The sequence below is a fragment of the Microbulbifer maximicatervae (SeqCode) genome, from assembly GCF_052467695.1.
This window is the reverse complement of sequence record NZ_CP174320.1, coordinates 3,420,660-3,436,969: the sequence shown is the minus strand read 5'-3', so window position 1 is coordinate 3,436,969 and position 16,310 is coordinate 3,420,660. Positions and strand designations below refer to the sequence as shown.

The 16,310-nt window shown below is 44.0% G+C and carries 11 protein-coding genes and 1 pseudogene; 9 read left to right on the top strand and 3 right to left on the bottom strand.

Annotation, left to right across the window (positions count from 1 at the left end; translation table 11 throughout):
- Positions 1-204: 204 nt before the first annotated feature.
- A complete protein-coding gene (locus ACJJI8_RS15180; RefSeq protein ID WP_444932861.1) occupies positions 205-2,313 on the top strand; it encodes a TonB-dependent receptor plug domain-containing protein in 2,109 nt (702 codons plus the stop codon).
- Positions 2,313-2,819 carry a TlpA family protein disulfide reductase gene (locus tag ACJJI8_RS15175; RefSeq protein WP_444932860.1) on the top strand — a complete coding sequence of 169 codons (507 nt, stop codon included), beginning with the start codon at positions 2,313-2,315 and terminating at the stop codon, positions 2,817-2,819. The genes ACJJI8_RS15180 and ACJJI8_RS15175 overlap by 1 nt, the downstream gene beginning before the upstream one ends.
- A gap of 644 nt (positions 2,820-3,463) precedes the next feature.
- Here ACJJI8_RS15175 and ACJJI8_RS15170 read toward each other — a convergent pair.
- Positions 3,464-3,805, bottom strand: coding sequence for a hypothetical protein (locus ACJJI8_RS15170; protein ID WP_444932859.1), 342 nt, complete (start codon positions 3,803-3,805; stop codon positions 3,464-3,466).
- A 396-nt stretch (positions 3,806-4,201) separates the two neighbouring features.
- Here ACJJI8_RS15170 and ACJJI8_RS15165 point away from each other — a divergent pair, with 396 nt between their 5' ends.
- Positions 4,202-5,152 carry an IS5 family transposase gene (locus ACJJI8_RS15165; protein ID WP_444932661.1) on the top strand — a complete coding sequence of 317 codons (951 nt, stop codon included), beginning with the start codon at positions 4,202-4,204 and terminating at the stop codon, positions 5,150-5,152.
- Between the two features lie 1,537 nt (positions 5,153-6,689).
- On the opposite strand, the gene ACJJI8_RS15160 is transcribed toward ACJJI8_RS15165, so the two are convergent.
- Positions 6,690-7,637: an alpha/beta hydrolase family protein gene (locus ACJJI8_RS15160; protein WP_444932858.1), complete on the bottom strand. Its 948-nt coding sequence runs from the start codon at positions 7,635-7,637 to the stop codon at positions 6,690-6,692.
- A gap of 93 nt (positions 7,638-7,730) precedes the next feature.
- Positions 7,731-8,480, bottom strand: coding sequence for an SDR family NAD(P)-dependent oxidoreductase (locus ACJJI8_RS15155; protein ID WP_444932857.1), 750 nt, complete (start codon positions 8,478-8,480; stop codon positions 7,731-7,733).
- 120 nt (positions 8,481-8,600) lie between these two features.
- Here ACJJI8_RS15155 and ACJJI8_RS15150 point away from each other — a divergent pair, with 120 nt between their 5' ends.
- The 6 genes and pseudogenes from ACJJI8_RS15150 to ACJJI8_RS15125 all read left to right on the top strand — a co-directional run bounded on the left by ACJJI8_RS15150 (position 8,601) and on the right by ACJJI8_RS15125 (position 16,171).
- Positions 8,601-9,182: a TetR/AcrR family transcriptional regulator gene (locus ACJJI8_RS15150; protein WP_444932856.1), complete on the top strand. Its 582-nt coding sequence runs from the start codon at positions 8,601-8,603 to the stop codon at positions 9,180-9,182.
- Between the two features lie 226 nt (positions 9,183-9,408).
- Entirely contained in the window at positions 9,409-9,804 is a 396-nt protein-coding gene (locus ACJJI8_RS15145) for a hypothetical protein (protein ID WP_444932855.1), read from the top strand.
- An 839-nt stretch (positions 9,805-10,643) separates the two neighbouring features.
- Positions 10,644-12,137 carry a lytic polysaccharide monooxygenase gene (locus ACJJI8_RS15140; protein ID WP_444932854.1) on the top strand — a complete coding sequence of 498 codons (1,494 nt, stop codon included), beginning with the start codon at positions 10,644-10,646 and terminating at the stop codon, positions 12,135-12,137.
- A 599-nt stretch (positions 12,138-12,736) separates the two neighbouring features.
- Positions 12,737-13,023, top strand: a pseudogene (locus ACJJI8_RS15135) (DDE-type integrase/transposase/recombinase); the annotation flags it as partial.
- 442 nt (positions 13,024-13,465) lie between these two features.
- Positions 13,466-15,424 (top strand): NHL repeat-containing protein, encoded by a 1,959-nt coding sequence (locus ACJJI8_RS15130; protein ID WP_444932853.1) that lies wholly within the window; start codon positions 13,466-13,468, stop codon positions 15,422-15,424.
- Positions 15,425-15,637: 213 nt separating this feature from the next.
- A complete protein-coding gene (locus ACJJI8_RS15125; protein WP_444932852.1) occupies positions 15,638-16,171 on the top strand; it encodes a hypothetical protein in 534 nt (177 codons plus the stop codon).
- Positions 16,172-16,310: the final 139 nt, after the last annotated feature.

Here is a 16,310-nt window from a genome sequence, read left to right as displayed (position 1 = left end):
AGGCTTTCCAACTCTTCCACAAAGAGCAACTCACTAAGCCAGCCCAAAAGAAATCCATAGACTCCTTGAGTATCCCATCTAAGTTAGCGCCCTTACATCCTGGCCCGCTAAATCCAAAGCCACTAAAACTACCACCTTTGCCCACTTGATCCGCAAATGCGAATCATTATCATGTTCAGCAGTTTACTTGCTGGAAGTCCTCTCATGTTTCGCAAAACCCTGCTAGCTACCACACTCGCAGCCGCAGTACCCGCCTCCCTCGCCAATGAAACTCCTTCAGATCAGCCCATGGTAATGGAGGAAACCGTAGTAGTCGGTGTGCGCCAGCGCCTCTATGAGCGCGGAGCCTTGCTGGATGCAATCCAGAAAACTGAGGTTGTTGATGAAAGTCTGATCAAATCCCTGCAGGCGGTTAACCTCACTGACGCCATTGAGAAGTCCCCCGGTGTTCGGGTTTCCAATGAGTGCTCCATGTGCGGGGTCAAACGAATAATGTTGAACGGTATGCGCGGTGAGCACTCCACCATCCTCACCGACGGCGTTCCCCTTCACACCATGATGGCTGGCTATTACGCAGTGGATGCACTGGCCACAACGGGTGTCTCTCGTATCGAAGTGGCCCGAGGTGCTGGAGCATCGCTGCTCGCACCCGAAGCGATCGGCGGAACCATCAATGTCATCTCCAAGGAAGTCGAGGAGACCGGCCTCAACATCAATGCCTCTATGGAGGACAACGACAGCTATTTTCTCGGCATGATGGGCGGCTATGTGAGCGATGATGAACGCACCCGCACATCGCTGGTCATTCAGGATGATAAGCACCACCAGATGGACAATGATGACAACGGTGTTAGCGAAGCACCGCTGCAAGAGAACACCAGTTATGTAGTTCGCCTCTCCCATGACCTGGGTGAGCGGGACAACGTGGTACTGCGCACAGCCTATACCGACTCCAGTATTTTTGGCGGCCCCCAGGGATACAGTATCGGTTCCGTCCTACAAGGCTACGATGGTGTGGAATCTGACCACTTGTTTGTCGACGACGACGTGCGGCAGCAATACATTGGTGAACCCTGGGAAACCACCGAATGGATCTCCACCACTCGCAGTGAAATTTCCTCAAGTTGGCTCCACGAATTCAACGAATCCTATAACACGCTGTTTACTGTCGCCTGGTCTGAGCACAAGCAGGACTCCTTCTACGAAGGGTTCGATTACACCGCTACAGACACACTCAACTACTTCGACCTGCGCAACAATTTGATCCTTAACGGTCAGCACATGCTCACTTTTGGTGTCGATCTTCGCGATGAATCCATGCGCTCCGACTCTGTCGCAGGGGAGGAAAGTGATAATTACATCGAAGACAGTTTCGACTACCAAACTACCGGCCTCTACATACAGGACACCTGGACCGTTTCACCGGATCTTGAAGTGGCACTGGCCATACGAGTGGACAACGCCAAAGCCGACTTTGTCGCCGAGCAAAAACCCGGTACCGAGATCGATGAAACGGTGGTGGCCCCGCGTATAGACCTTCGCTATCTGCACGACGATCAGTGGACCTCCCGGGTAGCGCTGGGACGAGGATACCGAGCCCCCCTATCCTTTTTCGAAACAGATCACGGCATTCTTGATGCCGGTGATGGCTTTGCCATCGAGATCGAAAACCTTGAAAAATCTCTATCCGCAACTTATGCATTGAGCTTCGAGGGAGAACGCCTCAACAGCACCCTGTCACTGGCATTTACCGAAGTCGATAACCTCGCAGCACTGAGCGAAACCGAAGATGGAGTACCACTGCTTACCCAGATGCAGGAAAGCGCCTCCGTAAGTGCTGCCGATATCACTCTCGGCTACGCGCTCACCGAAAATTTGTCTATCGGTGGCACACTGGAGACCTATGATTACGACGATGTTTTCCGGGAATCTTTTGCCATTGCTCCAGTGGAACAACGTGCACTATTCAATCTGGATTACAAAGCCGACTACTGGATGCTATATGCCAGCGCTACCTGGGTGGGCTCCCGGGACCTGGATGAATTTGGCTACGAAGGTTTCAACCAGTTGGGCGACTCCACGTTAAAAAGCACAAGCGCAGACGCCTATTGGACAGTAGATCTTAAATTAACCTTTGACGTCACTGAAAACCTGAGCCTGTATCTGGGCGGAAACAACCTGACAGATTACACCCAGGTTGAGGAAGGTGAGAGCCCTCTATTCTGGGATGCCAGTGGTGCCTACGACGTAGCCTATATCTACGGCCCGCTACGAGGGCGTGAGTATTACCTGGGCTTCGACTGGAACCTGTAATGCGAACCTGGCTCGCACTAATCACACTTCTGTTCGCGCCTGCTGGCGCGACAGAAGCTGCCATTTCCCTTTACGATTTTGAACTGCGCAGCCTCGCCGGCCCCGAGCGTATCAACCTGCAGCAATTCAAAGGGAAACCCAGCTTGATAGTACTGGTTGAACCCGACTGCCCCTGGTGCTTTCGCCAGGTTCGAGCTCTCAACCGACTTACTAGCGAGTGCCCCCAACAGTTTCAACCCATCGCCCTGGGTATCAATGGCTCCCGAAAAGCCCTACTGGCTGAATATCGAAAGCTACGCCCGGGATTCCCCATGCTTCAAGCAAGCACACAGCTTCAACAAGTACTGGGCGAAACTCCCGGCACTCCATTTAGCTTCCTTATAGCCTCAAGCGGAGAGCCACTCAGCTGGCTAAGGGGTTATATCCCGGATAAGAAGCTACAACCGATTTTGGAGAGGAGCTTTGGTTTTAAATGTGAAAGTAGCTTTACGTTTCAACCTGGTTAAGCAAGAAAGATGAATTATAGACTTGAAAAACCCCGTGATTAGAGCGACCAGCCAAGCTTGATAGACACATCTATCGCCCCCTAATTATTGACATCAAAAACTAGTACTTATCAGCTCCGAACTTCCCCCCAAAGAAACCACAACTAAATATTAGTACGATCATGCTTATTAACTGAAAGCAAGAGGAGCACCTCTTCTACATCAAAACACGAGCCCCCACTATTAAGCCTTCCCAACAGATCCTTCTACGAAGCCTATACAATCACGCATAATTTTTCCTACTTAAGAAAACCAATACCAGATCAAGTAGCAGTTTTTGATGGTTACTTCAGTAGTCAAGTCCAGCCCCAGCACGAAGACGGAGCAAACACCCAAAGCCAAAGAAACCGTCGAGTAAGATGTTAAGACAAATGGAAAAAAGATATGAAATGAATAAAATGGCTCTTTATGCCGACACAAAAAACAGCATACTCTAGAAAGGCTCACAATGTTAGAAACAGGTTACTATTGAATCTGCCTGTACAGACTAGTGATTACCTCAACCCCGCATTACCTGAATTAGCTATTTACACTGACAGGGTGAATTGATCAGCCCCCTGAAAGGGTCAAGTGAAAATATCCAGGGGGTGAAGTGTCAAATGGGATTAATTGCCGGAAACATAAAAGTAACCAAATGTTGGGTACCCTCCTGAGTGGCACGTATCAGCCAAGTAAAAATTAACCTTCTTTTTTGCATGAAAAGCAGCCATCAACTGAGCTAAAGTCTCTTGCCCATTTACTGCATCACTACTCCAACGAACAGAATTCTTTGAACATTCTTCCGGCCCTACCACCTCATCAATTGTTACATAACAAGTTGAATCATTAAGGTGGCAGCCCATCCTTATAATCTCTTTTTCACCTGACATATCAGCGAGAGTTGAAGCTGAATAGCCCACTCCAAGGATAGAGACAAAGAAACCAATGAAAAAATCCTTCTTAAACATATCTGTACCAAAATTTAGCAATTTGTTATACACGGACATCGTGTTGAATAGCAACCATTGTAAGATGGCCGCCAGCCATCAACTTATTAAGTACTATCGATTTTTACAAATATTCTTTAAAAAGTACACAACTACAACAGGGGAATTGGGGCTTATTTACTACTTAAACTGAACAATTAAAAGAGGACAAATAAAGCTAACATCAGCCTCTAGCCCAACTTTTACTATCTATACAGTTAAGACCGCTACTAAATCCCTTTTTAGTCATATAATTTTATTTGCAACATGGAGAGGGTAGTTTCATGTTTAAATTACCTACTTTTTTATTAAGGAACCTCTGAATAATTCTGAGTCAATTTGGTAATATTCACCTACCCATCAAGACTACGATGAATCATGCACCAAGTCACCTTTGCCGAAGCAGAATATAAGCTAAAGCGTCGTATAACTCGGCGAGAGAAGTTTCTTTCTCAAATGGAAATCCTCATCCCATGGCAGCGACTAGAAGCTCAGATCACTCCTTGTTACCCACAAGGCAAACGTGGCCGACAGCCATATCCATTGAGTGTCATGCTTCGTATTCATTGCATGCAGCTATTTTACAATCTCAGTGATCCCGCTATGGAAGATGCACTGTATGAAATTGAATCCATGCGTAGTTTTGCTGGATTGACTTTGAGTAGCCCAATTCCCGATGAAACAACGATTCTTAACTTTCGCCACTTACTGGAGCTCAATCAGCTAGGTGCAGCTCTTTTTGATGAAATCAACAAACATCTTGCTGAGAATGGCATGGTACTGCGTGAAGGCACGATTGTAGATGCCACTATTATCTCTGCGCCAACTTCAACTAAGAATGAAAAGAAAGAACGTGATCCGGAAATGCATCAAACAAAGAAAGGCAATCAATGGCATTTTGGGATGAAAATGCATATCGGGGTTGATGATGTGCTCGGAGTAATACATAGCATAGATACAACAGCAGCGAATTCGCATGATGTCACAACCACAGAGCGAGTTCTCCACGGGGAGGAGAAAAGAATCTGGGGAGACTCTGGGTACATTGGTGCGGAGAAACGTGAAGAGTTGAAAGAGCGGGAGGCGGATTGGTATATAGCAATGAAGCCGAGCAAGCTAAAAACTCTTCCAGGGCGTGATGCACTCCGTAAAGCGGAAAAGATCAAGGCGCAGATAAGAGCGAAGGTCGAGCACCCCTTCCGCTACATCAAACAGGTATTTGGTTATGACAAGGTCCGCTATCGGGGACTGGTAAAAAATACTGAGAGGCTGTGCTTACTGGCAGGCTTTACCAACTTATTAATAGGGAGAAAATACTTGGCTACCTAGGGGGGGCGCCTGAAATCCGCCTATTGAGGATTTCAGATGAAAAATTAGGGGACTATTACGCGAAAATTACGCGTTTGAGCGTAATAAAGTGAATTTTTCAAGCAGTGTAGCTTAATTCTAGAAAAATGCTTCGTTGATCAGAGGGTCCTTAAATCAATCACGACGAAAAACAGCACGCTCGTACTTAATCATAAGCCACAACACTTCCCTAAATGTCATTTCTATACCGGTATCACTCTCCTGAATCCCCCCTAAGTACCGTGTGTTATTGCCCACTCCCTTCGGCTCCCATCATTTGATGAAAGAGAGTAATTCATAAAACTTCAAGGAAGCTATAGAGATATGCTACGTCCACCCTTTCAAATACCAGAAAGCACAAGTTTTAAACGCTAACAACGTCATTTCTCACATACACCAAGTAGTAATTCTTGTCTAGGTGGTAACTGTTTAAAATTTAACCGCCACCCAAATAGAACAGCGTATATTATCCTATATAAAATACTAATCGATCGACAAAATTTGCTCGAACTAACCATTGGATCAAACACCTATTGTATATTTAATCTAAAGTTCCATATCTTCACTGAAGGAGAACTTTGACTTCGAGTGTGAAAGTGCTCCTGGAATAGCCTCATAAATTAGAGAGCTGAGTACTACGATTTTTGTTGAGATAGGAATCCTGCTCATCCTGAGGTACTTATAGATTCAAGACATAGCCAGCCAAGACTTTGGATATCAGCTCACTTAGCCATTTACCCTAATTTAGAGCTTTGGCAAGAAGATCTAAGGATTATTTTAGGCTCACTAAGTCAGCGAAAGTTTACAAGTTGATATCATTGTCAAGTCCGCGCCTACTTCCTTTTGGCGGTCCCCACCTAACACAAGTACCATCTTTTTCTAAAGTGCCCTTCAGTACATCACATCTAACTTGAGGCGTTGTTAATTGCTGCCTGCAATAGACTAATGATTTGCCTGGGTGAGAATCTTCACAATACTCAGCAAGTAACTCGCTCGCTTTCTCCGGCCTGCTTAGATAAACAACACTAACTAGCAATAACACAACCAGTATCGCAACTCTCATTGATTAAGTCCTGGGAAATATATAGAGCTACAATAAATAGCATTGTTCACAACACAACCCTTTTCTTAAAATTCCAAACTGTATTAGCAATGTAGGGCACCCAACAAAGCCACAACGATACATGTCAGAAATATTGACACAGAATAGAATAAGGAATCAAACTCCATGAAATTGTATAAATTACACACAACCAATATTCCTGCCATTTATAGTCCTGGCTATCTAAATAATACGCCTTACAATCGTTATATCTTTTCCTGGGTGTGAATCAGATATTCTATCGATATAGAGACTCAATATAGTATTCACTACAATGCAATTAAAGCCTGGATAAGTATACTCATCACACTACCAGATCATTCACTAAAGGTTGACGTGATTAAAGGCAAAGTGGTGCTTCACTTTCTGCCCAGAAAAATTGATTAATTGAATGAAACGAATTAACAGGTTTCCAGACTATAAAGCCATCAAGTTGTTGGCTGACTTTTCTTCAACAAAACCAATAGATGGATCTTGGCTTTTTAGCGTGCTTAGTAACGCCTCCCAATCGGAGTTTTTCTCATAGAACTGCTTACTTAAGTACGCAGAAATTGCGGCCTGCACAATTGATACATGGGCAGGGTTATTTTCTTCTTCATTTATAACGCCATACCCATTAATTCCACCCAGTAAATGCTTTGCCCCCACAAGGGTCAGCAAACACTCTGCACCAGTTCCCAAAGTAAAAGCATCTGTAAACCAATCAGGTCCACGGGTACTTAATGGAGAATCATCCTGACCCGCTGCAACAACTAAGCATGGTGCAGTCATTTCCGTAAAACTTGGATTCATAAATGGGAAGAACTTTGCCGCAAAAGGGGATAAGTTCTCTCCGCCCGTTCCAGTTGCACAAAGTAAAACACCCGCTCTCACCCGCTTATCTGATAAATCGGGGCCAGGGATATTGTCTTCATTTAATACCCGAGCCCCCAGTAACACACCTACCCTTTGTGCTCCATAGGAATGCCCAATAGCAACTACCTTTTCTTTATCTAGACGGCCGCGCAACATGGAAACAGCTTTCTCGATACTGTCCAACTCATCCAGAACTCTCTTCATGTCAGATACTCGATACTGCCAGATTTCAGGCACTCTAGGGTCATCATCTGGCACCTCAGAATCCAGGAAAACCGGTTGCAGAACTACAAAACCCAAAGAGGCTAGAAATTCAGTTATTGGAGCGTATCCATAAGGTGGTGATTTGTATCCATGGGCGAAGATAACGATTGGTAAGTTTTCACCATTCACCGGTGCGATTACACGAACCTTTAGCTCTTGCCCCCTGACCGAGTCAGGCAGTAATACAGCATGATGTATAACAAAAGGGCCTTGCTTTTTTACTGATGTATGATCTGATGTTGTCATAAATTGTTCTCCTTCAATTTTAATTTCCCACTTGATCGATGGGGTTAATAGAACTCAGTAAAGTGGCCACTGGTATTTGCAATCAGTACCGAATTACCATGGCATAGAACCATTAAAGCTAGTAAAAGTACCAGAATCCCCTTCTCGGCCCAGAAGGGCGACACGCACAATTTCCCTCGCACCCTCTACTACAGTTTGCTCACCCTCGTAATTATTTAAGCCAGTGCAAGTAAACCCAGGGCATACGGCATTTACCTTTATGTTTGATTTTTCAAGATCAATTGAGAAAGCCATAGTCACAGCATTTAGCGCAGTTTTTGACATGGAGTAGGCACCAAACATTTTTCGTGCCAGATTCTTAGGATTTGAATGGCTCATCAACGAGCCAGCACCGCTAGAAACATTAACCACTTTGGCAGAAGGAGAGAGTTTTAGAAGAGGTAGCATTGCCTGAGTAACCGCTACAACCCCGAAAACATTAGTTTCAAATATCTCACGTAATTCAGCCAAAGTTACAGCGCTAACCTGAGTCTTTTTGCCGATTTCCGCCAGAGTTACTCCAGACTCCCCTGCATGGCTAATCGCCGCGTTATTAACCAATATATCGAGACGGCCAAAGTCTTTTCTTATAGTGTTAGCTGCAGCTCGGATACTGCTCTCATCAGTAACATCTAGCTGAATAGGCCAAACGCTTTCGCCTATGGAATCAGCGGCTTTTTGCCCCAGCTTCAAATCACGAGCCCCAACTAAGACAGAAACGCCTCTAGCACTCAGGTCCCTCGCAACTTGTAATCCTATTCCCCTACTAGCACCAGTTATCAATGCAATTGGTCTACCGTGCATCGTCAGTCTCCACATAGATACAGCACATGGGCCATTGGCTCCAGCACATGGCTATGGCAAAATCGGAACAACGTTCCGATTAAATATGCGGAACAATGTTCCACTTAGCAAGGGGTAGATATGCCAAAATCTGATGACACTAATTCGAGCCAACGCAAGCGAGCAGACGGCAAGCGCAACCATGACGCCCTACTCCAGGCAGCCAAGGAAGTATTCGCCACCTCCGGCGTAGATGCCCCAGTGCGGGAGATTGCGGGTAAGGCCGGTGTCGGTGTAGGCACCCTTTATCGGCACTACCCGAAGCGGGCAAACCTGATCGCGGCAGTTTTCCGCAGGGAGATCGATAGCTGCCCTGAGGAAGTGATAGAACAAGCTAAACACCTCCCCCCCTTTGAAGCCCTGGCCAGCTGTATGCAAATATTTGCGACCTTTTTTGCCACTAAGCGAGGACTGTCCGAAGTATTGCACTCAGGCGATCCAGCCTTTGAAACCCTTCCAAGCTATTTTGACCAGCACTTAAGGCCTGCCCTCGCTATGGTGTTAGGTGCAGCAATAGAATCGGGAGATGTTCGTTCAGATATAACTGCAGATGAACTACTTGGAGGAATTGCGAGATTGGGGATGTCCTCATCTGAAGACTCATCTGGGCAAGTAGGACGTATGGTTGCACTTTTAGCCGATGGACTGCGATTTAAAGAGTGAAAAACTCTTTTATTAAAACGGCTTTAAGGATTAATGGCAGTCAGAAAATGACTGAAGTATCCAAACCAAACTGGTGAGAGCATTTATTCAATGATGCAGATGAATAGTTTTTATTTAGGTGCTTTTTAGATCTGGCAATTAAAGAAAGATACAAAAATGTGCCTACAGTGAATATTTCACTTTCTGCCGCTCTCTCCATAGGGCTTGAAACCGCTAGGATTGTTAAATGAGATTGATTCTAATTCTAATAGTAGCAGTTGGCCTGGATAGTCTAGTCCATACGTTCGGTCCTGAATTGGGAGGGAGTCTACCTTTACTTTTATTCTTAATACTTGGAGGACTTCCGTATGTGCTACTTCCGCCAAAATCCAGATATTTTAGGAGAGAGATAAGATCTTGGGCAAGAAGCAAAAATATAGAAATTGTAGAACTCAAAAACTACTATCTCCAAAAAGGAAAGCTGTTCTGGAGGACATCGGATGTCCAAGATATTTTTATTCTAAAAGAACATGATGCTGAATATTGGATTGCCTGTGGCTCATGGTTTCTCGGGGCATTCAATAACAACTTAAAGGTATACAAGCTAATTGATAATCGCTTAAAGCTGATAAGCTCCACCTGAGACCTAATATCTATAAAAATATGTACAAGGATATATAAATCAGCTCCAGCGCCTGAATCTATTGATGCCTACAGCATTAACTTATTGACCGATTTATCTGATACAACAAGCAAATAGATTGAAAAAATAATTACAGTTCAATTTTTGCCCGCTACATATTTGAAGACCGAAGCTTCTCAATTATTGGTTTGTCATTCTCACTCCCCCTATTCTCGTCTAACCCCTATCAGCTCCACCCAAATAAATTAACATTCACTTAAAGAATAGATAGAGACCAGACCATCGAAAGTGCAATAAATTTACTTTGCAATAGTCTATGCTGCTATGAGACAAACCTCCTCAAACAATGCGATTTTTCAGCCCCCCCAAAAACCTTCCTGCTCCAATACAATTTAGGCAAGCTAATGAGGCTGGTATGTATTTTACGTTTCACTTAGCCCATGAAGCACTGAATTCAGACAAATAAATGTCAAGCTTTTATACCGCCCTTCACACTTTACTTTCTTTGACAATCATCACATTGTCACAAAATATAAAAAATGACCTCGTTTTTTGGCCCACTGCTCAGCCAATTGTTGATCAATAGAAACGTAAATTTTATTAAAACATGTTAATTCATGCCTGGCATGGAACCCCCGTACGCATGGAGGGTCTGTCTTATTAGAATTTTTTAAGGGGTGAATATTTATTAACTGCATTTTTTGATCTTGGTGACACAGAAAGAATGGCCGGCATTCTCAAACACCAACTTATTTCACAGTATTCACCAGGAAATTGAACTTAATATTCCAGTCGCTCTAAATAAATCGACGAGAATAATGTAAACCAGGAGTAACCTTATGCTTTTAAGAAAAAAAAGCGCGCTTGCGACAATGTTGCTGATACCTTTCAGCTTACAAGTACACGCTCACGGCTGGTCTGAATTTCCAAAAGCCAGGCAAAAAATTTGCTATGATCAAGGCAATATCTGGTCTGGAACACCATCCAATCCAGGCTGTGCCCTGGCAAAATCCATTTCTGGATCTTATCCTTTCCAACAACACAACGAATTCTCTATTAACATCCCTGACTACAATAATTCTGCCGCTGTAAAAAGTGCCATTACTGATGGAACTCTTTGCTATGCAAATGATTCGCAGAAAAAAGGGATGGGAGCAGCAACTGATGCCTGGACCCGTGTAGAAGTTAATGCTGGAACATTCGAATACGCATTCCAGGCAACAGCGCCACACAATCCATCTTTTTGGGAGTTTTACCTTACGAAAGCGGATGCAGACCTGTCACAACCACTGGCATGGGATGACCTTGAGCTTATCCAGGAGGAAGGGGACGTACCTGTCGTCAATGGTCAATATCGCATGAATGTCACCATTCCAGAAGACAGGGTAGGTAATGCAATTTTATTTGTACGTTGGCAGCGAGTAGACCCAGTTGGTGAAGGCTTCTACAACTGTAGTGATATCACTATTGTAAATACTGATGTTGAATCGCCCAGCGAACCTGATCCCGGCACCACACAGCCACACCTGATTCAAGGCAACACCTTTATTCCAGAAGACATTAGTATAGATTCGGTTAATGTGGGGGACACCGTCAATTATACGGTATTCAATAAAAATGGTGAGGAACACTCATCATTTTCGCTGGCAATTACCGAGAATAATAAGAATGACTGGGACAGGCTTTTAGCTTCTCAAGTCACCGGCTGGTACCAATCAAACCACAATGGAAATGTTATTATTGGTCGCTGGCATGAAGAAATGAATCATTACATGTACTTCCAGGGTGATTTACATGGTAACTACTTCAACTCCAAAGACTCACGTGCCTCCGGTCAATTCACTATTACAAGCAACGGTAGTGAATTAATAGCTGCTATCACACCTAAGGTTTTAAAACCGCTTGATATAGCTAGAGTAGAACACGGGGATTTAGTGGTACTTTCATCGGAAGAAAGCGCCGGAAATATCAATAATACGGAATGGTCACAGGTAAGTGGAAGCCCTGTTGAAACCGCAACCGGGCCCAGTGGTGCACTGGTAATCGACACGTCAAGCTTAACAAATGAACAGCATGAATTAAGTTTCAAGTTAACCGTAAGCGGTGACTCTGCTGTTGATGACGAGATCTACTCATTTACTGTTGAACCATCAACTACCACAGATCCCACAGATCCCACAGATCCCACAGATCCCAGTATTCAAGCTTGGGATAGCAACGAAATCTACACCGCAGGTGATATCGTTAGCCACAATGGTGAAACATGGACTGCCGGATGGTGGACAAGGGGCGAGGAGCCGGGTACAACCGGCCAATGGGGAGTTTGGCGTTAAGTTAAAGGTCACCAACCAAAACAAGTAGCTAGTAGAAAATTATCTGCTAGCGCTTATCTGAAAGGCCTCAATAATCCTGAGGCCTTTCATTATAAAAACTCACCCCAAAAGAGTTACCTTTCAACTGGATCAATATTTGAAGATTATGGACTGGAGTAGTCGACATTTAGATCCTAGAAAGCGCGGCGCCTTTACTGAGAATACTCCCCTATTCTCCAGCAGCTGGAAATTCCATCAAAATACTGATCAATCTCAATCGAAATTTTGAAAGCCACTATAGAGATAATGTAAGCGCTGAAGAGGCTGTACGACATGCTTGCAGCGAGCGCGATAAGCACTGGGTACACAGCATAAGGACTGTCGGCACAACCTTTCTCCAGCGCCCTGCTAACTCCACTCCGTCACCACCATCATTACTTCCAGCTTTCACCTAAAACCACAATTTTTAATCCAAATCTGAATTCTTGACACTTTCATTACACCTTAGAAAACTAACAGACTGGGAGAGTACCTGCTTCACCGCCAGCGCCTCTAGCACCACTCTTCAATCTGTTGGCATGCTGGTTTTCTGATGCACCGAATCAGAAAAGGATTGGTTATATCTAGCGGTAGTGATCGACCTATATAGTTGGCTAGTTATTGGTTGGGTAACGTCGAAAACGGGTGGCTAACTTATGACGCTTTTCAAATGACTATATGGAGATGTAAGAAGCCTACGAATGTTCTCCTACATACTGACAGGAGAAGTCAGTATTGCTCTAGGAATTATCAATCTTTAATTACAGCGTATGATCTGCGGTACAGTATGAGCGCCGAGGGTAATTACTACAATAACGCCTTTGCAGGTACCTTTTTCCACTCACTTAAAGCAGAGCTAATCCATGGTATCCGCTGTTGATGGCTAGGATCAAAAAATTATCACTTTCAAATGGTAATACCTGCTATCTCTTGCACTTCGAGCTGCCTACCAAACCCTCTACAGCTCAACTAAATAAAGATCGAAAGTACTCCCCATTGAATACAAAGTTACATATATATTTTGCAGCAACCCCTGTTAGAGCCAAATAAACCTTACTTTCTGCCAAACCACTATTCTACTTATTTCTAGGTAAGATGGAAAATGGTAATGACTACCCATTCCTATTATTTCTTACACACAAATCAGAACTCTCGGTAGAATATTTTAAGTATCTCTGTGTATTTTTTAGAAAAGTCTTAACCTTCTTATTCAGGCAATATTCACATAGAAAATTTAGAATCACTTTTCTAGCGAAAACATTACTTTAAATGCTAGAAGGTTAACCTTTGTTGTTAATGGGGAAGTATGTATGAAAGTGAATTCTCAAAAATTAATTATATGCCTTGCAGTTACTGCTCTGCTCTCTGGATGCGGAGGTGGTTCTGGAAGTGACAAGTCAGCGAACAGTAATTCTGGAAGCGGACCGGTTAGTGGAGGTGGGAGTGGCTCCGGAAATGGGACAGGAAATGGTTCCGGGAGTGGATCTGGAGATGGAGATACCACTACACCTCCAACGGACGACCCCGATGTTGGTAGCTCGCGCTTCACAGTTAGCTTTACGCCTTTAAGCGGCAGTACCATTGGTAAAGATAAGGAAATCTATTTAGATTTTAGCAAAGCCATTCTGATCGACAACATTGTTATATCTGGGAGCATGGGAGAGGCCGGTGAACTTTCTCAACTCGATGAAGATACGCTTATATTGCATCCCAGGGGAGACTGGACCAACTCTTCGAACTACTCCCTAACAGTTAACGCCACAGATGATTCCGGCTATGATATCGAAGCGCTAACTGCCACCTACTATATTGATACGCTCTCCCCTTCCATTACTAGCTTCGAGCCAGATATCACTCGCCTGGAGAAAGATGACACGATCAATGTCCTCTTCTCTGAGACCATGGATATCGAGAGCCTTGCCCTATCTGGTACTCTCGTAGAAGATGACTATACAATCAACTGGTCAAAAACAAATATACCCAATGATACCTTAACGATTAGTCCTGTAGATGGCTGGAAATCAGCTCAAGATCGTAGCATTCAGATTGATATAGACGATCTTGTAGGGATTCCATTGATCACTTATGAGAATAGCTTTACTGTTCCCTTTTACTTTGAGAATTTTGACCCCGCACAGGTCGTTATAGGGCAAGATAACTTCTCCAGCACAGATTTGGGAATAAATGCTAAAAATTTTGCCTTTCAGCCATCCGGTGATGTCAGTATCGATGATGAGGGGAAACTATTTATATCAGATACTTCGTCCAATCGCGTCTTAGTTTTTAATTCAATTCCTATTACAAATGGCTCACCTGCAAATGCAGTAATAGGCAAGGACGGACTGGACACTTTGGCTTTATCAAATCCGGAACAGGAATTATTCGGTCCCTCGGACATTAGTTTTGACGGAGAACACCTGCTAATTTCTCAATACCGGGAAAGGCATATTTCTATTTACGATAGTGTGGTATCCGGAGCAGGAGCAGCGCCTACACTGACTTTAAATATTGGAGATTATGACATCTCCCCCTGTAAAAGCCTGGCACTTTGGATAAACTGGGGAGCCGCCGTTGCTGATAGCAAAATAATGGTTACTGATGCAGCCAATTCCAGGGTGTTAATATGGAGCCAAATTCCTAAAAATAGTTATGCCTCCCCGGATCTCCTTGTTGGTCAGTCAGGGTTAGAAAACTGTGATCCAAACGATGTAGACCAAAGTGGCATATCATATCAACTATCAGCAAACACCCTATACACTCCAACAGATGTTTGGAGTGACGGAGAAAAGCTGGCCATTATTGACAGTGGAAATAACCGAATTCTTCTTTGGAATGATTTTCCTACCAGCAGTTTTGCCCCTGCTGATGTTGTTCTCGGACAACCCTCATTCAGCGAAAGAAATATTGAACTACCCGATGTGGACGGTATTGAATGGCCTGTAAATAGTAAGACCCTAAATCGCCCAGAAACTGGTATCTGGTCAAATGGCATTCAACTCTTTGTTGCCGACGCGAAGAACAATAGAGTTTTAGTCTGGAATAATTGGCCAACCAGCAATTTCGCCCCAGCAGACACAGTGCTTGGACAAGCTGACTTTGTAAGCTTCAAGCCAAATGATGCCAACCAAAATGGTATTAGCTATCCTGATGAACCTGAATCACCTACTGCTTCGACTTTAAAGGAGCCAACAGGAATTTTTGGATATAAAGACCACTTATTTGTTACTGATTCTGGCAATCATCGAATTCTGATCTTTAAATCTCGATAAAACATCGCTTGACAAATGGCTGTATAATTCGCAAGGAATATGTACGGCCATTTTTCAACTTATACTTTAAAAGCTAACTCTACTTATATGAGTACCTTAAACATATATACGATCTAGAAAAAACACAGTGGGACAATTCTGAACACCCACCAAACAAGAAGTATGAATCGCCAACTCTATTGATGGATATCAGCTGGTTTATGCGCTGCTTAAATGAATCTATCACCCGCCAGGCCAATACTGAAGACAACTGCACAGGCCGATTTAAGTCCCAGGCTCTACTGGACGAAAGAGCCCTTGCTTACCTGTATGGCCTATGTAGACCTCAACCCTATCCGTACTAGTATCGCCAAGACACCCGGAGACTCTGATTTTACGTTGATTCAACAGCGTATTCGCACAGCAATCTCAAGTGAGCAGCCCAAAGAGCTACTACCACTTGTAGGCAGTGAGCGATTAAATATGCCTAAAGAGCTTCCCTTTCGGCTGGATCACTATTTAGAACTAGTGGATTGGAGGGGTCGACATTCAGCTCCCAGAAAGCGTGGTGCCATTCCTGACAACACCCCTCCAATTCTCGAGCAACTGGGAATCTCACCAAAGTACTGGCTCTATCTCAATCGAAATTTTGAAAGCCGCTTTAGAGGTTTGATAGGGTCAGTAGAGACAGTACCGCAAGCCTGCACGCTGCTGAATAAGTGCTGGGTACACGGTTTGCGCGATCGCCAAGTGCGTCTCTTCCCCTAATTTCAGCCAACTTGAGGCTTCTAAAAGCTATATAGCGACTTCTGCCTCTCCTGAATGAAGAATAGGTCTAAGATCACTTAAATATTCAGTACAAACATCCCTTACCCACTTTCTCTTGACCACCAACAAGTAGAAATAT

Bases quoted from the DNA above. Each gene is read 5' to 3' on its own strand.
- ACJJI8_RS15180 (WP_444932861.1), top strand. From the start codon at position 205: ATGTTTCGCAAAACCCTGCTAGCTACCACACTCGCAGCCGCAGTACCC.
- ACJJI8_RS15175 (WP_444932860.1), top strand. From the start codon at position 2,313: ATGCGAACCTGGCTCGCACTAATCACACTTCTGTTCGCGCCTGCTGGC.
- ACJJI8_RS15170 (WP_444932859.1), bottom strand. From the start codon at position 3,805: ATGTTTAAGAAGGATTTTTTCATTGGTTTCTTTGTCTCTATCCTTGGA.
- ACJJI8_RS15165 (WP_444932661.1), top strand. From the start codon at position 4,202: ATGCACCAAGTCACCTTTGCCGAAGCAGAATATAAGCTAAAGCGTCGT.
- ACJJI8_RS15160 (WP_444932858.1), bottom strand. From the start codon at position 7,637: ATGACAACATCAGATCATACATCAGTAAAAAAGCAAGGCCCTTTTGTT.
- ACJJI8_RS15155 (WP_444932857.1), bottom strand. From the start codon at position 8,480: ATGCACGGTAGACCAATTGCATTGATAACTGGTGCTAGTAGGGGAATA.
- ACJJI8_RS15150 (WP_444932856.1), top strand. From the start codon at position 8,601: ATGCCAAAATCTGATGACACTAATTCGAGCCAACGCAAGCGAGCAGAC.
- ACJJI8_RS15145 (WP_444932855.1), top strand. From the start codon at position 9,409: ATGAGATTGATTCTAATTCTAATAGTAGCAGTTGGCCTGGATAGTCTA.
- ACJJI8_RS15140 (WP_444932854.1), top strand. From the start codon at position 10,644: ATGCTTTTAAGAAAAAAAAGCGCGCTTGCGACAATGTTGCTGATACCT.
- ACJJI8_RS15130 (WP_444932853.1), top strand. From the start codon at position 13,466: ATGAAAGTGAATTCTCAAAAATTAATTATATGCCTTGCAGTTACTGCT.
- ACJJI8_RS15125 (WP_444932852.1), top strand. From the start codon at position 15,638: ATGAATCTATCACCCGCCAGGCCAATACTGAAGACAACTGCACAGGCC.